Below are 19636 nucleotides of genomic sequence, written 5' to 3' on the forward strand. Positions count from 1 at the left end.
GGCGCAAGGATGCCCGGCACCCGCGCACGGTGCGCGGGCGGAAGGAAGAATAGTGGAAAGGGCAGGCGGAACCGGGCGGCGTAGTGCCGCCCGGTTCCGCATCGCTATTACCAGTTGGCGCCGAAGCTGATGAGGTGGAAGGCAAGCGCCACCCACAGCATGACGATGGTGGCCGTCAGCAGCAACACGCTCCACAGCCTGCCGAACCAGCCACGCCTGTTCTTGAAGACATGATGGACATTCCAGCCAGCGATGCCGACGAACCCGAAGAAAAGCAGCAGCCCTGCGATCTGGTTGAACCAGATGAGACCAACCGACGTCACATAATCGCTCGCTATGGTGATAACGGCGACCCAGCTGCCGAGCAGCACCAGCACGCCCCAGGCACAGGCAGGAACGACGCGATGAAGCATCAGGTCACGCCCGGCCAGTTCCAGCTTGGCCCCGTAGCGCTTGCGATTGATGGCCCCCACCGGCCAGGCCAATGCCGTCAGGACGAGGATCGCCAGCGCCGCGATCGCCAGCGGCTTCAGCCAGGTGGTATTCTTGTACCAAGGCACTGGATCCCAGACCATGATCGGCGCGACGGGACCATAGAAGACGCGCGTGACCCTGCCATTCTCGATCCGCGCGGCAAACTGGTCGCCATCCTCCGTCGATTGCCAGATATAGGGCGCGACCTCGACCCATTTGCGCGGCGCGCCGCCGATGGTCTTGAAGGCCGGGACCGATAGCTTGCCGTCCTTGTCCGTGCCGACCTTCATCTGGCTGAGGAAGCCCATCATCGCCGCCCAGTTCTCCACCGGGGCGCGGCTGCTGGCATAGGTGCCGGCGACCTGCGCCGCATGAGCCTTGGCGCTCGCCAGTTCCTTTGGCGCTGCCTTAGGCGCTGGGAAATAGCGGTCGGCGAACTGCTTGAAAAGCGTGTTGCGGATGGGACTTACAACCCCGTCCTTCCCCATGCTGTTCAACGAGATGTAGATGCCGACATTCTTGCCCGGAAACAGCGTCAGGTCGGAATGGAACCAGCGCGTGTCGCCGCCATGGGCAATGGCGCTGATGCCGTTGATCCTCTCCTCGTAGAAACCGAGCATCATATGGTTGAGGCCGGGCAGCGGCTCATTGGCGGGCGCGTGCATCAGCTTCGCCGTTTCGGGCTTCAACAGTGGACCGCCATTGTTCAGATGCGCGATCATGAACTTTGCCATGTCGGCGCCGCTGATCGACGAACTGCCGGCCGGGGCTACCGACACGATCTCGAACGGTTTGGCCTCCCCGGATCCCAATTGATAGCCCTTGGCCATATGCGGCTGGAGCGCGGCCGGAAGCGGCTGGCGGAAGCTGGCATATTTCATGCCGAGCCGCTGGAAGATATTGCGCTCGATATAATCGTCGAACAGCATGCCGCTGACCCGCTGCACGATATAGCCCGCCAGCGCGGTCGCATAGTTGGAATAGGCCGGTGTCGAGCCGGGCGCATAGACGCGGTGCGGCGTCCAGCGCTTCAGCGCGGCTTCCAGCGTCGGGATATTATCGCTCTTGCCGATCAGATCGCGGCCTGCTTCCTCGAAGCCCGCGGTATGCGTCATGATGTTGCGCAGCGTGATCGGCTTGCCCTCATAGGGCGGGATCTTGAAATCAAGATACTGGTTGACGTCGGTGTCGAGGTTCAGCTTCCCAGCCTCCACCTGCTGCATGACAGCAGTCCAGGTATAGAGCTTCGACACCGAACCGGGGCGGAAGAGCGTGGTGGCGGGATCGACCGGCTTGCGCGTGGCGACATCGGCATAGCCGAAACCGCGCTGGGTGAGCACCTGCCCGTCCTTGACGATGACGACGACCGCACCCGCGACGTCGCCGCGCGCCAGCGCATAGGGCAGGAAACCGTCGAGCCAGGCGTCGACATCCTGCTTCGTCAGCACATGCTGCCCGTCGACCGATGGCGCCACCGGCACGATTGCGGCAGGCTTGGCCGCCGGTTGCGGCAGCAAGGACGGTGCATCGGCCGGCACCTGTTGAGCCGCGGTAACGCCTCCTGCCAGCGCCAATGCGCCGGCAGCCAGATATTTCATCCATCGCATGATGCTGCGCCCTTCCCTGTTGAAGCTGTCTGAAGATGGTCCCGTCATGGCTGCCCCAGCGCACTGCGGATCGCCTGCCCGGGGAATTGGCCTTCGGTTACTTGTCCGTCGCGCGCCATCAGCGTTCCGCCAACGAGCACGAAGCGGATGCCGACGGATGGCTGCATCGGCGTTTCGAACGTGGCGCTGTCCTTGACCTTCGCCGGATCGAATATCGTGATGTCCGCATCGGCCCCGACCGCAATCCGCCCCTTACGCGCCATTTGCGGCGAAACCTTCTCCAACCGGCGCGCAGGCATGATCGTCATCTTGGCGATCGCGGTCTTGAGGTCGAGCAGCTTGCGATCACGGACATAAACGCCCAGCACGCGGGCGAAGGTGCCGGCACCGCGCGGATGCTCGCCCGCCGTGGTCCAGGGCACGCCGTCCGATGCGATGCTGACCACCGGATCGGTCACGGCCAGATCGACGATCTCGCTTGGGATGACATGGATGATGACGGCGGCATCAGGCTGGTCCCGACGGTAGCGCTCAAAGCTTTCCGGCGTCAGCCGCTCGCCCGTGGCCGGCCACTGGACCGCGTCATAGCTGACCCCGTTACGCTGCTGCCAGCCTTCGGAAAAGAAGCTGGAGCCGATGGCGGTGCTCCCCGCGGTATAGGGATAGGCCTCGGTCGTGACGTCGATGCCATGCACCTGTGCGCCCTTCACCAGTTCCAGCAGGGTTGGCACGTCGCCAAGGCCGGTCGAGGCGATATGTACGATCTGGAGTGGCGCGCCGGTCGTTGCCGCGTCGGCTATCACTTCCTGCACGACGGCGATCGGCACGCCGCTCGCCTTGTCGAGCGGGCGGCTGCGGACATGGGTGAAGACTGGCGCGCCGGTCTTTCCCGCCGCTTGGAATATGCGGAAAATCTCCCGCCGCCCCGCGCCGGGCACATATTCGATGCCAAGGCCATAGCCGAGCGCCCCGGCCCTCACATCGCGATCCATCAGGTCAGCAATACGTGCTTCCTGAGCCGGGTCGGCGCCCTTCGCCAGCATCGCCGGGTCGGCTGCCACCTGATGCGGGCCGCTGTCCGCGCAGGTCTTTCCCGACAATATCTGCAACCGCGCGCAGATATGAGAGGCGGAAGCGCCGAAATTGATAAGTGCCTTGCCCTGCATTCGCGCGTGGAGGTCGGCGACCGGCAGCGTGCCGATTTCCATGTCGATCGCCGTCGTGACCCCATCGAGCAATTGCAGCCGCTCCGCGACCGGATCCTGCCCATGGGCGTGAAGGTCGATGAAGCCGGGCGCGACGACCATGTTCTTAGCATCGAGCCGCTTGCCGCCGCTGAGCGGGTTGGTGGAAATGGCGGCGATGCGTCCATCCCTGATGCCGATATCGGCAATCTCGTCCCGACCACTGTCGGGATCGATCACCCGCCCGCCCGTCAGGATCAGGTCATAGGGTGCCGAAGGCGCAGCGAAGGCCGAGGCGGAAGCCAATAGCAGCGAGGCGATAGCCACTGCGCCATGTCGGAAAGCTGGACGTGCAGCACGCATCGTCAGATCCTCTCGTCAAAATGTCTGGACGACGGCGGGCAAGGAAGCTGCCGCCGCCCGGGTCGCTGTCGGGCGATCAGAAATTCAGCTTCACGCCGCCGGAGAAATAGCGGCCGATCACGTCGTAATTCGCATTGGTATATTGCGACATCGGCGGATCGCGATCGAACAGGTTGTTGACGTTGCCGTAGAGGGTGAAGGCCCCCACCTTGAAGCGGACGGCAAGGTCGACATAGGTGCGGCCCTTGATATCGTTGTTGATCGGCAACTGGCCGTTCGGGCCGGGCACATAGGTATATTTGCCGCCGCTGACATGACGGACGCGCACATCCGCACCAAAATGATCGTCATCATAGCCGACCGAACTGGTCATCCGCCATTTGGGCGTGGAGAAGAGTGTATCGCCACCCACGATGCCGGCGCGATCGGTCGTGGTGACGCCGTCATCGATCAGCAATTCCATGACATGGGTCGCCAGCGACCGAACGGTCACGCGCCCTGCTCCCAGGGGAATCTGATAGGCCGCCTCGATATCCAGCCCTTTGGTCTTATATTGGGCGAGGTTGCGGTAGGTGCGCAGCACGGAAACCAGACCACCATTGGCATCGCGCTCCAGCAGGCCGCCGCACAGATTGTCGTTGGGATTCTGCGCGGCGCAGAGGTTGAGCACATCCTGCGGTGCCAGCGTCACGATCACGCCGTCGATCTTGATCTTGTAGAAATCGACCGACAGGCGCAGCCCCGGCACGAAGCGCGGCGAATAGGAACCGCCCAGCGTCAATGTATGCGAAATTTCAGGGTCGAGATCCGGATTGCCGCCAGTATAGCTGAACACGTTCAGCGCCACCGAATTGTTGCGGAACGGATCCTGCATGTTGCCAATATTGGTGGCGCGGCCCAAATAATATTCGTTGATGCTTGGCGAACGGATGTCGCGCGAATAGACCGCGCGCAACAACAGGTCGTTGACCAGCCGCAGCGTGCCACCGGCCTTCCAGGACCAGATGCCGCCACTGGTGCTATAATCGGAATAACGCGCTGCGCCATTCACCTCCAGCTTGGCCGTGTCCGCCACATCGAGCAGCGGCACGGCCACCTCGGCGAAAAATTCCTTGACGCTGAAGCCGCCATTGGTCGGCGCATAATTGAGGGTCGCAAAAGCCCGCGCCGCCGACAGCGCATCGACGGAATTGGTGACGAACTCTTCCCATCGGAAGTCACCGCCCACGGCAATATCGACCGGGCCAGCCCATGTGGAGAAAGGTTGGCCGCTGAGGCTGAAACCCGCAGCGTCCAGCTTGGTGGTGCTGGTCGAGGCGGCGTCGCCAAAGGCATAGGCACGGCCGGCTTCGCTGATCTTGCCATTGCCCAATATGTCGATCGGCACGCATGCCGCGTCGTCATTGGCCGTGCTGGCATCCGCATTGACGCGGCAGACCGGGCTGCCGTTGACTAAGACAGCGTCGATTGCCTTGTTGAATCGCGCGGCAATCCGCTGATTGCCCAGAGACTGCCGGTTTCGCAATTCTCCATGATCATAATAGAGCTTGTAACTCCAGCCATTGCCGAAGCTGCCATCCAGCCCGATTGCCCCTTCCAGATTGCGGCGCGCATAGTTGAATCGCAGCATGCCGTCCGGCCCGACATCGTCCAGAATGCGACCAAGGATGAAGGGGCCGGTGACGCCCGCTGCCGCCAGTTGCGACCTAGCGGCCGCAGTCAGGAAGGCATTGTCCTGCTGGATTACGGAAATGGGCGTTTCCGGAAAGAAGGAGAAGTCGCCAGCCATGCGATTGTAGCTGCCATCGACCCAGATCTTCAGAGTGTCGGTCAGTTCGTAGCTGGCGCGGGCAAAGATGTTGGTCCGCTCATAGGGCGTGCTGACCGACAGATAGTCGTAGATGCTTTGCCCGCCGCCGCCGATGGTTTGCTGGCCGAACGTCTCGCTACCGAGCGGTAGCGGCCCGATCGATCCATCCGGATTGAACACAAGATTATATGGCCTTGCCGACGTGCTGAGGATCGATCCACCCCGATTGAGGATGGTGTAATTGACGTCATTGGCCAGAACGAGTTGGCCGTCGGCGCGCTGGAAGAGGCCGGCATTGAGGTTCGGCCGGGAATCTCGATCGAAGGCGCCCTTGCTCTTGAGATATTCGCCGCCGACCATGACATGGCCACGATCGCCAGCGAATTTCGTGCCCCAGGCCAGGTCGCCACCGAAGCGATAGCCATCACCGCGTGAAGATATACCGGTGTTGGCGCCCATCTTCCAACCGGTTAGTTCATCGTCCAGGATGACATTGACCACCCCGGCAACCGCACCCGATCCCCAGGCTGCCGAAGCGCCACCGGTCACAACATCGACCCGTTTGATCAGATTTTGCGGCACGCTGTTGAGGTCGGCGCTGCCAGTGAAGCGATGGCCGTTGAGCAAGGTCAGTGTGCGCACAGCCGTCAAGCCCCGCAAATCTGCTGGCGATGCGGCCGCTGTGGTATTGCCCGTCGTGGTTTCCGGCGTGGCGGTCGGCCTGAATTGTGGAATATCGTTCAGCGCTTGTGCCAGGCTAGGCCGGTCGCCCTGCTGCAATTCCTCCACCCCCAATACCGTCGTAGGCGTGGGTGCATCGAAGCCCTGCCGCTGGATACGCGATCCTGTGACGATAATTTCGGATTCTACAGACTGCTCCGCAGGCTGTTGCGCCAAGGCGGGCGACACGCCTGCGATTCCCGCCAACGCGGTGCCCGCAAGCCACAACAAATGGTTGGACTTCATGCTCATACCCCTTTGCACCCATCGCAGGGCACAGCACGCCAAGGCCGTCCGCTTATGGTCGCTTCTTTTCGCCCGACGTAACTGCTTCCTCCGATTCAACTGAGGAGGATAAGAACATCAATATAGGGACAATACAATCCTAAATGAGATAATTTTGTCATATTAGAGAAATTAGGCCGCCGATCTTATGATCGACGGCCTGGCCAGGCTTCATTGCTCATGCGCCGACACTAAATGATAAGTGACGTGCGGTTGGGAACCGAACGAGATGCGGGGATCGTCGGCTGCCCCATAAAAGAGCAACCGGTCATAGGGGCCACCTGTCCGCGCGCCCGTCACCTGCTCATAGAGGGCAGGTCCGATCTGCTCCCAATAGCTCTTGCGGCCCTGCCCCTCGATCAACAGGCCATGTTCTCCCTGAAGTGAAAGCTTGAGATCGCCGGCCGGATCGGCGGGCTTGCCATAATCGCGGCGGTTGACGCGATAGGCCCCTACCATCGGCTTTGCGCTTGGCTGCATCCAGCGTGGCGCCGGCATCTGCGGGAAGAGTCGGCCAATGATCGCATCGCTCAGTTCCGTGCGCGCGCCATAGCTGCCCTGCCCGCCGGTCATCGACACGAAGAAGCCGAAATCGGCTTCGGGCGCGAGCAGCAGATAGCTGTGAAAATCGATAGTGTTCCCGCCATGACCGACGAGGCGCGGCCCAGCTTCGCGGGCGACCATGAAGCCATGGGCCATGCCCTGTAATCCCGGCGCATTGGCGACCGAGTCGCTTTCGAGAAAGCGGACCGATTCCGGCTTTAAAATGCGCGCCCCGCCCAGCGCACCATTACCGAGCATCGCCAGCATGAAGCGCGCCATGTCGGGCGCTGTAGACGCTGCGGAACCTGCAGGCATGATCTTGTCATATCGCTCATAGGGCTTGGCCTTGTACCGCCCATCGACCAATGCATAGCCCTTCGCCATATTCGTTGCATTGCCGCCGGCCAGCGGCTCGCGGAAGGTCGTGGTTGCCATACCGAGCGGTTGGAAGATATGGCGCTCGACATAATCCGGGAAAGACTCACCCGATACGCGCTCGACGATATAGCCCGCCAGAGATGCGCCGTAATTGGAGTAGGAAATCTCGCCGCCCGGCGCCCAGAGGCGCTGGGGAATATGGGTCTTGAGGAAGGACTGATAGGTCTCTTCCTTCTTCCATTCATCCTCGGCATAGGACAGGTCGCTCATGCCCATGGCGTGGGCGAACAGGTCGCGAACCTTGATTGGCTTGCCCTCGAATAGCGGGATTTCATAATCGAGATAGCGGTTCACATCCGCGTCCAAATCGACCTGACCGGTCTCCACCTGCTGCATCAATGCTGCCCAGGTGAAGAGCTTTGACACCGATCCCGGCCGGAACAACGTGCGCTGCCCATCGACGGCAATAGCCCTGTCGACATCGGCAAAGCCATAGCCACGCGTCATTATGACCTTACCGCGATGGACGACGGTAACGACAGCCCCGGCGACTTCGCGCTGCGCGATCTGCTGTGCCAATATGCCGTCGATAAATTCGGGCAGGCCGACAAGCCTTGTCCGGTCAATAGAGTAGGACGCTGAGGTTACGGGAGCCTTCGCCATCACCATATGGCCGGCCGGCGCCAGCAGGAGTGCAGCGGCGGCGCTGCCCACCCCCCATTTCCACCGACGCCTGACTTCATGGTCGAGATGCAGCATGCCGAACCCCTTCACACATTCTCGCATTGGGAATTATTTCTCTATACAGGACCAAACATTCTCGGCAAACTCTTTTCCAATCCGACAAAATGGGAGTGAGGCATGGACAGGAAGACAGGTGTTTCGCGACGGCAGATGCTGACAGGCGCCATGACGGCGACTGCGCTCGCCTTTCCGATGATCAATTATGGCCTCTACCAGGCCCATGCCGCCTCCGCCCGCCGCTACTCCAAGCGAGTGACCGACCTGGTCAGGGAGTCGCTCATCATCGATATGCTGGGGCCGCTGACACTGGACTTCCGTCCCGAAGTCTATGCCGAGCCGGTGAACGAAAAATGGGCCGCCGATTTCCGCGCGAGCGGCATCACGGCGTTCCACAACAGCATTGGTATCGGTGGCCCGGACGCGCGGCAGCAGACGCTGCAATGGTTGCTGGCCTGGACCGGCTTCGTCGCGCGCAACCCCCATCTCTTTCAGGGCGTGGGGCTTGGCGCGGACCTGGATCGCGCCAAGCAGGACGGTCGGATGGCCGTCATCATGGGGTTGCAGAATAGCGATCATTTCAACACCGTAGAGGATGTGAAGACATTCTATCAGCTCGGCCAGCGCGTGTCGCAGCTGACCTATAACAGCCAGAACCGGATCGGATCTGGCTGTACCGACCGGATCGACGGAGGCCTGTCCGACTATGGCGCCGCGATCGTCGGGGAGATGAACAAGACCGGCATGCTGGTCGATGTGTCCCATTGCGGCGACAAGACCACGCTGGACGCGATCGCCATGGCTAGCGGGCCTATCGCGATCACGCACAGCAACTGCCGGGCTCTCAACGACCATCCGCGCACCAAGACCAACGAAGCAATCAAGGCGCTGGGGGCCAAGGGCGGCGTCATGGGCATTACCGGCGTGCGCAACTTCCTGACCGCGAAGGAGCCAACGACGATCGCCAATCTGGTGGACCAGGTCGATCATGTCGCCAAGCTGATCGGCATCGACAAGGTCGGCATCGGGTCCGACGCAGATATTTACGGCTATGACGACATGGAGCCGACCGCCTACGCCAAGTTGAAGGCCGGTTATAAGGGCAGTTACGCCTTCCGTGACAAGATCGACACGGACGGGTTCGACGATCCATTGAAGATGTATAATCTGGTCGAGGAAATGGTGCGCCGTAATTATTCGGACGATAATATCCGGGCGGTGCTGGGCGGCAATTTCCGTCGCCTGCTGGCCGCGACCTGGAAATAATCCATCCATGGCGGGGCATCGAGACGCCCCGCCATATTCATATCGGCAATTCGTTGGTCGACTTGATTTCCGACAAGGCCACGGTCGAATTGATTTCCTGCACGCCGGACAATTTGCTGAGCCGCTCGAAGAAGAAGCGCTCATAGGCGTCGATGTCCTTCGCAACGATCCGCAGCATGAAGTCCATCGTGCCCATCAGCACATAGGCCTCCAGCACTTCCGGAAAGGCGCGAATGGCTTCGCTGAACTCGTCCAGATTGGCCCGGCCATGTGCGTTGAGCTTCACCTGCGCGAAGACCTGCGCATTGAGGCCGACCTTGCGCCGATCAATCACCGCCACTCGCTTGCGGATCAGCCCCTCCCGCTCCAGCCTGTCGATACGGCGCCAGCAAGGCGACGGCGTCAACCCTACCTTCTCAGCGATCTCCGCCGTGGTCTGGCTGGCGTCGCGCTGCAGTTCGCGGAGAATCTTCCGCTCGAAGCTATCAAGATCGATCATATTATCCTAGATATCGAATTATTCAGGATAAATCTTCCCAATTTTATCCGGTCTTGCCGAAAATCGGGCAAGATTCTTCTCGCGCCGCGGCCGATAATCTTCACGACACTGCAAAGGAGAAAACCATGGTCGTCCGTCTCGCCCGCCAGAACCCGCCGATGCAATCGGTGCGGCTGCTCGATCCCGAAAGCGGCCTGGACGGCGTCATCGCAATCCACTCCACTGCGCTCGGACCGGGCGCTGGCGGTTGTCGCTTCTGGCACTATGCCGATTTGGGCAGCGCGCTGGATGATGCCTATCGTCTGGCCGAAGGCATGAGCTACAAGAACGCAATGGCCGACCTGCCCTTTGGCGGCGCCAAGGCGGTACTGCGCCAGCCCGATGGTCCGTTTGACCGCGCCGCCCTGTTCCGCGCCTTCGGCCGCGCGGTCGAGGAACTGGGCGGCCTGTACGTCACCGCCGAGGATGTCGGCACCACGGTTGCCGACATGCGTGCTGTATCGACCAGAACGCGCCATGTCGCCGGCCTTGACCCGGCGGGCGACATGGCCGGCGGCGATCCGTCTCCATGGACCGCGCTGGGCGTATTCGAGGCGATGCGGACCGCAGCCCGCTTCACATTGGGTGCAGAACTTTCCGACCTGACCGTCGCGGTGCAGGGCACGGGCAATGTCGGCGCAAACCTGTGTCGTCGCCTGGCAGATGCCGGAGCGCGGCTCATCATTGCCGATATCGACCCGCGTCGCCGCAACGCGCTGGGTGCGGTGCTGGACGCGCGGATCGTGGACGTCACGGAGATCATGTCGGTCGAGGCCGACATATTCGCGCCCTGCGCGTTGGGCGGGGCACTGACCTCACAAAGCGTTGCAGGCATGAAGGCGAGGCTGGTGTGCGGTGCGGCAAATAACCAACTGGCCACGGCAGACGTCGCAGAGCAATTGGTGGACTGCGGCATCGTCTACGCGCCGGACTATGTCGTCAACGCAGGCGGGATCATCAGCGTGTCCGCCGAATATCTGGGCGAAGATCGGGCAAGCGTCGCCGCACGCGTCGATCAGATCGGCCCACGTATCGGCGAGATACTGGAACTGGCGCGACGCGAGGTACGATCTCCGGCGCTGGTCGCCGATGAAATGGCCGAACGCATCATCACCCAGGCCGATTGCCGGGCAGCCTGAACCATCGTCAAGACTGGCTGCTGCATTATCCCGCCCGGCGATCGATCTGGCAGCCAGGCACTGGCCGCACTGTGCGCCATCATGTCGGAGCGGATTGTATCGACGATCCGAGTGCAACAGCCCGTCTTCAACAGTCAGGCGACGCTGCCGGCTACATCGATGTTGCCGCGCGTCGCCTGCTGTAAGGTGGGATCCGGTGCGCGGCAGAGACTGGCTTTCCTGCAGCTACACGGTCAACGCCCGACAGGTGGAGCAGCAGTTTCCGGTCATGCCGACGCCACCTCCCGAATATCCTGCGCAAGGCTCGGAAAATGTGCGAATTTACGACGCCTCTCCGATCATATTTCGCGCAGATGCGGGCAAGACTTGTGTCGCAAAAGCCCGGCATTTGATGGGCATGAAGCACCGAACTCAGATCTTGATGACCTTTCGCCGCGCCTTGACTGCTTTCGGCTTCTTGAACCAGAAGGTCCAGACCGCGAACGTTCCCAACATCGTCAGCGCAAGCCCGGACAGCGTCATGACGAGACGGAACGGCAGCCCCCCGACCTTGGCCGCATGCAGCGGATAGAGAAGATTATAGCCTTTGACGGCCGCCGGCAGCATGGCGGCGTCGCGGATCGCTACAAGCCTACCCGTGTCGGCCGCGAACCACAATGTGGTGCGGCCATTGGGCAGCCACTCCTCGGGCGACCGCATCCGCAGCGTGATGAGGCCGCTATCCTTGCGCGGCAGGTTGATGCTGCGCAATTCGGCATCTGGAAATTGCCGTCGCGCCGTCCGGATCATGGCAGACCAGTCCAGCTTGCCGGACAGTCTTGCGTCGATCGGCGGCGGCCCCTTCAACGATTTGTCGATCAAGGCAGGCGCGCCAGGACCGAACAGCAGGACGGCCATCGGCCTGAAGACCAATACCGCGCCCGTCACCAGCGACATGAGCAACAGAGGCGCGATGACCACGCCCAGATCACGATGCTGGCGGACGATCGCGGGCCGGCTCATCCGCGCAGGCCATAAGCGAAATTCGAACGTTTTACGCGTACGCCACCATAATATGGTGCCGGTGACGACGAAGAATATCCCGCAAAGCGCAGCCAAGCCGATCGCCGCTTCGCCCGTGTCGCCATAGAAAAGATGGTGATGCAGGTCGAACATCCAGATTTCAGGCCGCTCCCACTGGCTCTGCCATTGGGTAACGACAGCACCACCCTGATCCAGATAGGCTCCGGCGCCGCCACCATAAGCAATCCGCAACAGGCCGAAATTCTGCGACGCAAAAGTCAGTGATTGCGGTTGGACCGCGGGATCACCCATCACCTTCTGCGTGATCAGCGCCAGCCGCGCCGTATCCTGCACCTGCGCGTCGTGCACATGGGGCAGCAGGACCCAGGCATCCTTGTGGACGAGCAGCGCGCCAGTCAGGCCCAGTATTGCCAGCAACAGGCCAATAATACCGCCCGTCCAGCGATGCAGCGTGTCGATCGGCTTCATCAGAAGCGGTAATCCCATGACAGGGTGAAATTGCGTCCGCGCCCGGCAAAATAATGGGCATTGTCGTTGGGCCGGACCGTCTGGCTATAATAATCGATGTAGAAGCGATCGAAGATATTCTGCGCCGCCAGCGTGACTGCGCCGAAGCTCGTCTGGTACCGCATGCTGATGTCGGTCACATTATAACCGTCAAAACGATAGAGCGGATTATATATGCCAGGCTCCCGCTCGAACTGGCGCGAAAGGAAGAATTGCGTCTGAACGCGCGCGGTGAGCGGGCCGTTGACATAGTTGGCGGCGATGTTGAGCCGATCGGGCGAAATATTCGCGCCGTCCAGGTCGCGATCCACAACGTCCACGCCATTATCAGAACCGTCAGTCCGGCCGATCAGATGGGCGTAGCCGGTCGACAGTGTCAGGCCCGGCAAGGGCATTCTGGTCGACAGGTTCAGTTCCAGACCCTGAATCTCGACCCGTTGCCGCTGAATTTCAAACGGCGCGCCGATCGCGGTCTGGACAAGCAGCGCCCCTTCCTTGCTGGTCGACCAGAAATAGGCGGCACTGGCATTCAATGGTCCGCGCTTCAGTTCGACACCGACTTCGCGATTGTTGGATACGATCGGGCGGATGTTGACATAATCGTCCATGTCGACCCCCGCCCGCCCAACGGCACGGGCGATTCGGCCCACATCCGGCACGGTATAGCCTTCGGCATAGCTGGCATAGGCACGGATACCGTCCCACGGTTCCAGGATGGCGCCGCCATTGAACAAGGTGTCGCTGAAGCCGGGGGTGCCTCCCGATACAGCAAAGCCTCCATAGCTAGCCAATGTACGATAGTCGTCGATGGCAATCTGCACATCTTCATGCCGCACGCCGCCGGCGAGGCGAAGCTTCTCGTCGAACAAGGCGAGATTCACCTGGGCGAAGGGCGCGAGGCTGCGATAGTCCGTCGGGGGCACCCAACTTCGGTTGGTAGCGATCAGTCGCTGTTCGGTGAGATCATAGAGCGCATCGAAACCCAGGGTCGCCGTCAGTGCCTCGAACCCCGGAACGGCCCTCTCATAGCTGATCTTGCCACCATATTTTCGGCTACGATTCTGTGATTGATCGAACAGGGTGCCGATCGGCGCCAGCGACGCATCCTGGAAGGTCGCGATGGGAGCGATTTCGCCGCCATAAGTGTCACGCGATCGGTTGAGAAAGAGTTGGGCGATGAAATTACCGCCCCACAAATTGCTGTCGGTCAACGTCAACGCCGCGCTTTCGGTCCGGCTTTTGGCAGGATCACCCGGCGGCGCGCCACGGACTGACGTCGTCGGCCGATCGACCTTATAATCGCCGTTGGCGGCAATATAATCGCCCTCGCCCTTCAATTCGAACCGGCTTATCGTCAGGTCGACCCGAGCGCTGTCGCTCAGCGCATAGCCGAAGCGACCGAACAGTGACCAACTGCGGCTGTCCTGAGTTTCGCCCTGCGTCAGGTCGGTACCGACGCGATTGCCATGTCCGTCATAAAAAGCGCCACGCTTTTCATAGGCTGCACCCACGGTCGCATCCCAGCGGCCATTGCGCCAGCCGATCAGGCCCGCGACCTTTCCACCGATACCGTCACCGCGGAAACCAGTGTCAGTATTTCCCTGCGCCAGCATCCTGCCGGCAATGCCGTCCTTCTTCGGTGGAGCGACCGTCACCTGGTTGACGATGCCACCGGTGCCGCCAATGCCCTGTAGCGCATTGGAGCCATAGATAAGTTCCACACGATCGATGAAGAAGGGATCGACCGTAAAACCGTCGCGCGCGCCGTCACGCAGGGGCGCAGTCTGCGGAATGCCATTGATCGCATAGAGTGGCGAGCGGCCACGCAATGTTTCGCCGGCGCCCGACAATTTCTGTCGCGTGGGTGAAAAGGAAGGTGTCAAAGTCGATATCGCATCGACAACCGAGCCGCCGATCGCAACCTGCTGGTTCAGGGTCTCCTGATCGATGACTTCGATGGTGAGCGGCAATGCATTGGCTGGCAAAATGGTTCGCGCCGCCGTCACCACGATCGAATCGCGGGTTTCTTCCGCAGAAGTGCCCTGCGCAAGAACCGACGTGGAAGAGAAAAGCGCCATGACCGACGCGGAACGGATGAAATGGCGCATGATACCCCCTGGAAACCGCGCGCGACCTACGAAAAACGAAATGCTTTTGCAAGTCATTCGCATGCTAGAATTCATCTTTTGACCATGGGTTGCACCTCCCAAATGGGAGGCTATATGCCTTACCATGCGACTGGACGATGGCGGACTATTGGCGGCTCTGCACGAGGGCATATTCCAGCAGCCTTTGTGGCATGGCTTTCTGGACAAGCTGCGCGCCCATAGCGGCGCGCGCTATGTCAGCCTGGCATTCAGGCCGATCGACGAAGATGCTATTGTCGAATTATATGCCGGCCCCGCCATGCCGCCACATCTCGACCGCCTCTTCCTGGAAAAATATGGCCAGCGCGATCCTCTTCCTTATCGGGAAATGCGACCAGCGCGGATCTACACGCTCGACGAACTGCTCAACCCGCACGACCCTGTTCAACGAGCCTATCGCGATGAATTTTTGCATGGACTGGGCGTCATCAATATTCGCTCCGTTCGCGTCACCGAACCGAGCGGCGTCGACGCCTGGCTGACATGCGCGGGAGATCGGAATATTGGATCAGCGGTCAGTGCGCTTCTGACCGCTCTTGCCCCCCATTTGCGCATCGCACTTCAAAGTCTGGTCACCTTGGAACGCGAACGCTTTCGTTCGTCGGTGACATCCGACGCCTTCGGACGATTGAATTTTGGCTGGCTGACGCTGGATGCACGCTGTCGGATCATCGACATGACCCCGCATGTCGAACAACTATTCCAGCGCACGACCATATTGCGCCGCGGACGCTACGACCGATTGACGCCAGCTTCTCCCGAAATGGATCGCACCCTGACTGCGCTCGTCAAATCCTATGCCGAAACCGGCGAAGGCCGGCCCCGCGCCTTCAGTCTCAGTCGCGACCCCTGGATGGACATGCTCGTCACGCCAGTCCACAACCGTTTCGCAAGCCCCCATTCCAAACCGGTCGCCATCGCCTATCTGAGCGGCGACCGCTGGTCACATGCCGATCGCTGCGAACAATTGGCCGACCTGTTCGGTCTCTTGCCGAGCGAGGCCAGACTGGCCTGGGCGATCGCGAGCGGCTTTTCGATCCAAGAAGCGGCAGCGGAACTTGGCATTACGGTGGAGACTGCGCGTAACTATTCGAAGAAGGTCTATGCCAAAACCGGCGCACGCGGCCAGGCCGAACTGGTGCGCAATATATTGACCAGTGTGCTGTCGATCGCCGGAAACGCCTGATCTTTTATCTCTGCTGAACAGCTAAAGTCGTCGCACATGAGTCGAACCGGAAGGCATGACGGAACTATGTGCCGGAACAGGCGTCATGCAGGATCGACATGACCGGTAACTGTTCCATAGACCTTAACCTACTGTCTTTGACAAGATACTCGATATACGGCAAAGTCATGGCTCCGCGCCCGCAGAAACGGCAAAGCGGCATGGACTCTGACATCTATCTCGACGGGAAATCCTTATGTCCGATACCGAAAAGCCCGATTACACGACATTGACCGTGCAGTTGCTGAGCGCCTATGTTGCCAATAATTTGGTTCCAAGCAACGAACTCGCAGCGCTTATCCAGTCAACCCGCAGCGCACTGATCGAAGAAAAAGCGCAGGTTGAAGTCGAGGTTCCCGAACATACGCCTGCGGTCAGCATTCGCAAGAGTCTAGCGTCGCGCGAGCATGTCATCAGCCTGATCGACGGGCGCCCCTACAAGACGCTGAAACGCCATCTCGCCGCCAATGGCCTGACGCCCGATGAATATCGCGCGCGTTTCGGTTTGCCAAAATCCTATCCGATGGTTGCGCCCGGCTATTCCGAACAGCGCCGCGCCGTCGCGCAGAAGATCGGCCTTGGCCAGCGCGGCAGCGCCGCGCAGGCGGCGGCGCAGACTTCGGCCCCGTCGAACAAGGTCGAGGCGGCGAGCCTTTCGCTGACGGCGCCGGAAAAATCTTCAACTCGGAAAAACCGCAGCAAGACCGCAGCACCGGGAGCAGATACAAAGACCTCGGCGGCTCCTGCGTCGAAGGTTCGGACAAAGACGCCGACCGTAGAAGAGCAAGTCGTCGTTGCGGCAGAGGCTGCTCCCAAGCCGTCGCGCAAGTCCGGCGCGCCCAAGACGAGCGCCGGCACGTCGCCGCGCACGGCTAAGACGGCCCGCAAGGAGAAGCCAGCGGCAAGCGAAAGCACCGCCCCCGCACGCGAAGCCAAAACTGCTTCCCGAACCAAGGCAAAACCAGCCACGCAAGACAAGGACAGTGCCGCTGCGCCTACGAAACCTGCTCGTCGGAAGCTGGGCATCAGCACACCAAAGTCCAAGCCCTCGGACCAGAAGTCGGACGTCGCATCCATCCCGGCAGAGGGTTGATCCTGATCGCCATCGCCTCCCGAATAGGGTGGCGATGGTGACTCACGGCGCCCAAAAGGTCTTTCATCCGACTATTCGGCGGCAGGGTGTCCATGGCACTGGAAATCGAGCGCAAGTTCCTGGTCAACGACGACCGTAGAAGATGGCTGATGCCGGATACGAGCGTCGCCAAGCCTATATCGCGCATGATGACCACGCGAGTGTACGGTATCCGCATAGCGGATGATAGGGCATGGCTGACTATCAAGAGGGCACGGGCAGGCATTGCACGCGACGAATTTGAATATGAAATATCGGCAGAAGACGGGCAGAAGCTTCTGGACCGCTTGTCCGCCGGTCCACCGATAGAGAAGGCGGGCTATTGCGTTCCACATGCCGGACACGTCTGGGATGCCGATGTTTCGCTGGAAATGCCGCCGGCCTTATATTGGCCGAAATCGAACTTTCCACGCCAGACCAGATCGTTGAATTGCTCACATGGGTCGGCAAGGGCGTCACCGACGATCCCCGCTTTCGCATTTCTTCCATTCCCATCATACCGTCGGTCGAATCCGCGACTGAACATTACCGGCTTCCCTTTTCCATAACGCATTGGACGTCGCGCTACGCGGCAATCTTACGGACCGTATCGGCCGCCGCCCGACCATTTTTGGCCTGGCCGCCATGGCAACTGATACGCGCGCGTTGATGCCGATCGATGGAATATTCATTCATCGGCAGGCAGAGGAGATCGCGGGTCAATCAGCCCTTCATCCTTCAGGATGTACCAGAAAGCGGCCGGGATTGACTGTTCCATGAAACCTTGAGCAGCATGGAGATGGGTCAAAGAACCGATACCCGGAATGACCGTCGCGACCAACGGATGCGCCAAGGGAAATTGCAACGCCGCCGCCGCAAGCGCGATGCCAAACCGCTCGCAAATATCCTCGATCCGCGCCACGCGCTCGACGATTTCCGTGGGCGGCGCTCCATAGTCATAATGAACCGGCCCACCATGCCGAACGCCTTGCGCCAGTATGCCGGAGTTAAACGGGCCGCCGAGCACGATCCGGACGCCACGCTCCGCACAAAGGGGAAAAAGGCGATCGAGCGGCGCCTGCTCCAGGAGCGTATACCGTCCGGCGAGCAGGATGATGTCGATATCGGCCTCGCTCAATATCTCCTCGCAAACTTCAATCTCGTTGACACCAAGACCGATCGCCTGGACGATACCGGCATCCCGTAACTCAGTGAGCGCACGAAAACCGCCACTCATCAGTTCGCGCATTCGCGTCGCATGGGCATCGCCATGGGCGAACCGCCCGATATCATGGACATATAATATATCGATGCGATCGCGTCGCAACCGTTGCCGGCTTGCCTCATAGGAGCGCATCACCGCGTCATAGCTATAATCGAACACGCTCTCATAGGGTTCAGGCGACACGAAGCCCTGCCGCTGCTGCGACAGGTTCGCGCCCGATACCGGGGCAAGACGCCGACCGATCTTGGTCGATATAATCGCCTCCCCTCCCGGATCGAGAGCGGCCAGTGCCTCGCCGAGCCGCTTTTCGCTCAGGCCAAAACCATAATGGGGGGCCGTGTCGAAATAGCGCAGCCCTGCCGCCCAAGCCTGTTCGACAACAGCGCGCGCATCCACGTCGGGAATGGCATGGTAGAGGTTGCCAATCGCCGCCGCTCCGAAGCCCAGCCTGCCAAAATCCAGCGCCACCATTTCTCCTAATCCTTGAGGCCATAGAAGGCACGCGCGGCGCCTTCGAACAGGCGCTCGCGCGCCGCCCCGTCCAGATCTTCGGCCAGACGCAGCGCATCATCGACCCAGTCGATATAGCGGTCGCCCATATGCAGCAGGACCGGCCAGTCGCTGCCCCACATCGTCCGCTCGCCAAAGCAGTGTAGGACATGCGCGACATAGGGGGCCAGCGCATCCACCTTATGCCCCTGCGCCTGCTCGGTGCGCAGGCCTGACAGCTTGCACCAGATATTCGGATGGCGGGCGAGCGCGGCGAGTTGTTCGCGCCACGGATCGAGGATCAGGTCGGCGGCATGGGGCTTCCCGCCATGGTCGATCACGATCGGCAAGCCAGGCCAACGCGCGGCGAAGCGAGCAAGAACGGGCAGGTGCCGCGGCTGGACCAATGCATCAAAGCGCAAGCCGTGGGTGAGCATCGCTTCGATTGCCGGTCCTAGTTCATCGCGCAATATCCATGCGCTATCCTCGATCCCCTGCAACATCGGCCGCAGCCCGACAAGTCCGGGCTTTGCCGCAAGCTGCGCAATCCGCTCGGGCGCGTTGCGATCATCCAGGGCGACCCAACCGACCACGCCCCGGACCAACGGATCTTCCGCCGCCAAACCCAGCATCCAGTCGGTATCACGATCGTCGGGTTGGGACTGGACCAGAATAGTCCCGACCATATCCAGCCCTTTGGTTGCCGCGCATAGATCGTCCGGCAGGAAATCGCGATGCAACAAGGGCCAATCAGCATCCGGCCAAATTTGCCCCGGTCCGCCGATCCGCCAGAAGTGCTGGTGTGAATCCAATATGCGGGGTCGCATCACACCCGAACTTCCTGCATGTAGATCCTATGCT

At 60.9% G+C, this 19636-nt stretch carries 14 protein-coding genes; 5 read left to right on the top strand and 9 right to left on the bottom strand.

All coding sequences use genetic code 11. From position 1 onward, the window contains the following. Positions 1 to 107: 107 nt before the first annotated feature. From DM806_RS09445 to DM806_RS09460, 4 genes are all read right to left on the bottom strand, one after another. On the bottom strand, positions 108 to 2129 hold the full coding sequence (locus DM806_RS09445; protein ID WP_256869190.1) for a serine hydrolase: 2022 nt from the start codon (positions 2127 to 2129) through the stop codon (positions 108 to 110). Next, positions 2126 to 3628, bottom strand: a complete 1503-nt coding sequence (locus DM806_RS09450) for an amidohydrolase family protein (RefSeq protein WP_179042970.1) — start codon at positions 3626 to 3628, stop codon at positions 2126 to 2128. Before DM806_RS09450 ends, DM806_RS09445 begins: the two co-directional genes overlap by 4 nt. Positions 3629 to 3704: 76 nt before the next feature. After that, complete coding sequence (locus tag DM806_RS09455; RefSeq protein WP_179042971.1) at positions 3705 to 6404, bottom strand: TonB-dependent receptor plug domain-containing protein; 2700 nt, start codon at positions 6402 to 6404, stop codon at positions 3705 to 3707. A 210-nt stretch (positions 6405 to 6614) separates the two neighbouring features. Beyond that, positions 6615 to 8123, bottom strand: a complete 1509-nt coding sequence (locus DM806_RS09460; RefSeq protein ID WP_179042972.1) for a serine hydrolase domain-containing protein — start codon at positions 8121 to 8123, stop codon at positions 6615 to 6617. A gap of 102 nt (positions 8124 to 8225) precedes the next feature. Between DM806_RS09460 and DM806_RS09465 the strand changes: the two genes are divergently transcribed. After that, positions 8226 to 9371, top strand: coding sequence for a dipeptidase (locus DM806_RS09465; protein ID WP_179042973.1), 1146 nt, complete (start codon positions 8226 to 8228; stop codon positions 9369 to 9371). A gap of 37 nt (positions 9372 to 9408) precedes the next feature. On the opposite strand, the gene DM806_RS09470 is transcribed toward DM806_RS09465, so the two are convergent. Then, a complete protein-coding gene (locus tag DM806_RS09470) occupies positions 9409 to 9870 on the bottom strand; it encodes an Lrp/AsnC family transcriptional regulator (RefSeq protein ID WP_179042974.1) in 462 nt (153 codons plus the stop codon). 125 nt (positions 9871 to 9995) lie between these two features. On the opposite strand from DM806_RS09470, the gene DM806_RS09475 reads away from it, so the two are divergent. Continuing rightward, positions 9996 to 11048: a Leu/Phe/Val dehydrogenase gene (locus DM806_RS09475; RefSeq protein ID WP_179042975.1), complete on the top strand. Its 1053-nt coding sequence runs from the start codon at positions 9996 to 9998 to the stop codon at positions 11046 to 11048. Positions 11049 to 11459: 411 nt separating this feature from the next. Here DM806_RS09475 and DM806_RS09480 read toward each other — a convergent pair whose 3' ends face one another. Both DM806_RS09480 and DM806_RS09485 read right to left on the bottom strand, forming a co-directional pair. After that, positions 11460 to 12539 (bottom strand): PepSY-associated TM helix domain-containing protein, encoded by a 1080-nt coding sequence (locus tag DM806_RS09480; RefSeq protein ID WP_179042976.1) that lies wholly within the window; start codon positions 12537 to 12539, stop codon positions 11460 to 11462. Next, a complete protein-coding gene (locus tag DM806_RS09485; RefSeq protein WP_179042977.1) occupies positions 12539 to 14686 on the bottom strand; it encodes a TonB-dependent receptor in 2148 nt (715 codons plus the stop codon). The genes DM806_RS09480 and DM806_RS09485 overlap by 1 nt, the downstream gene beginning before the upstream one ends. A 124-nt stretch (positions 14687 to 14810) precedes the next feature. On the opposite strand from DM806_RS09485, the gene DM806_RS09490 reads away from it, so the two are divergent. The 3 genes from DM806_RS09490 (at position 14811) to DM806_RS09500 (ending at position 17630) form a co-directional block, all read left to right on the top strand. Further along, positions 14811 to 15911, top strand: a complete 1101-nt coding sequence (locus DM806_RS09490) for a helix-turn-helix transcriptional regulator (RefSeq protein WP_179042978.1) — start codon at positions 14811 to 14813, stop codon at positions 15909 to 15911. A gap of 235 nt (positions 15912 to 16146) precedes the next feature. Then, the gene (locus tag DM806_RS09495) at positions 16147 to 17043 is read left to right on the top strand and encodes a MucR family transcriptional regulator (RefSeq protein ID WP_179042979.1); all 897 of its coding nucleotides are present in this window, start codon (positions 16147 to 16149) and stop codon (positions 17041 to 17043) included. A 92-nt stretch (positions 17044 to 17135) separates the two neighbouring features. Further along, entirely contained in the window at positions 17136 to 17630 is a 495-nt protein-coding gene (locus DM806_RS09500) for a CYTH domain-containing protein (RefSeq protein ID WP_179042980.1), read from the top strand. Positions 17631 to 17749: 119 nt separating this feature from the next. Here DM806_RS09500 and DM806_RS09505 read toward each other — a convergent pair whose 3' ends face one another. Beyond that, positions 17750 to 18757 (bottom strand): aldo/keto reductase, encoded by a 1008-nt coding sequence (locus DM806_RS09505; protein WP_179042981.1) that lies wholly within the window; start codon positions 18755 to 18757, stop codon positions 17750 to 17752. Between the two features lie 5 nt (positions 18758 to 18762). Then, positions 18763 to 19602, bottom strand: a complete 840-nt coding sequence (locus DM806_RS09510; protein ID WP_179043073.1) for an amidohydrolase family protein — start codon at positions 19600 to 19602, stop codon at positions 18763 to 18765. Positions 19603 to 19636: the final 34 nt, after the last annotated feature.

Origin of the sequence: Sphingobium lactosutens, assembly GCF_013393185.1 — a bacterium.
GTDB classification, from domain to species: domain Bacteria; phylum Pseudomonadota; class Alphaproteobacteria; order Sphingomonadales; family Sphingomonadaceae; genus Sphingobium; species Sphingobium lactosutens_A.

What these genes read in the sequence shown, in the direction of transcription:
- DM806_RS09445 (WP_256869190.1), bottom strand. Translation starts at nt 2,129, where the DNA reads ATGACGGGACCATCTTCAGACAGCTTCAACAGGGAAGGGCGCAGCATC.
- DM806_RS09450 (WP_179042970.1), bottom strand. Translation starts at nt 3,628, where the DNA reads ATGCGTGCTGCACGTCCAGCTTTCCGACATGGCGCAGTGGCTATCGCC.
- DM806_RS09455 (WP_179042971.1), bottom strand. Translation starts at nt 6,404, where the DNA reads ATGAAGTCCAACCATTTGTTGTGGCTTGCGGGCACCGCGTTGGCGGGA.
- DM806_RS09460 (WP_179042972.1), bottom strand. Translation starts at nt 8,123, where the DNA reads ATGCTGCATCTCGACCATGAAGTCAGGCGTCGGTGGAAATGGGGGGTG.
- DM806_RS09465 (WP_179042973.1), top strand. Translation starts at nt 8,226, where the DNA reads ATGGACAGGAAGACAGGTGTTTCGCGACGGCAGATGCTGACAGGCGCC.
- DM806_RS09470 (WP_179042974.1), bottom strand. Translation starts at nt 9,870, where the DNA reads ATGATCGATCTTGATAGCTTCGAGCGGAAGATTCTCCGCGAACTGCAG.
- DM806_RS09475 (WP_179042975.1), top strand. Translation starts at nt 9,996, where the DNA reads ATGGTCGTCCGTCTCGCCCGCCAGAACCCGCCGATGCAATCGGTGCGG.
- DM806_RS09480 (WP_179042976.1), bottom strand. Translation starts at nt 12,539, where the DNA reads ATGAAGCCGATCGACACGCTGCATCGCTGGACGGGCGGTATTATTGGC.
- DM806_RS09485 (WP_179042977.1), bottom strand. Translation starts at nt 14,686, where the DNA reads ATGCGCCATTTCATCCGTTCCGCGTCGGTCATGGCGCTTTTCTCTTCC.
- DM806_RS09490 (WP_179042978.1), top strand. Translation starts at nt 14,811, where the DNA reads ATGCGACTGGACGATGGCGGACTATTGGCGGCTCTGCACGAGGGCATA.
- DM806_RS09495 (WP_179042979.1), top strand. Translation starts at nt 16,147, where the DNA reads ATGTCCGATACCGAAAAGCCCGATTACACGACATTGACCGTGCAGTTG.
- DM806_RS09500 (WP_179042980.1), top strand. Translation starts at nt 17,136, where the DNA reads ATGGCACTGGAAATCGAGCGCAAGTTCCTGGTCAACGACGACCGTAGA.
- DM806_RS09505 (WP_179042981.1), bottom strand. Translation starts at nt 18,757, where the DNA reads ATGGTGGCGCTGGATTTTGGCAGGCTGGGCTTCGGAGCGGCGGCGATT.
- DM806_RS09510 (WP_179043073.1), bottom strand. Translation starts at nt 19,602, where the DNA reads ATGCGACCCCGCATATTGGATTCACACCAGCACTTCTGGCGGATCGGC.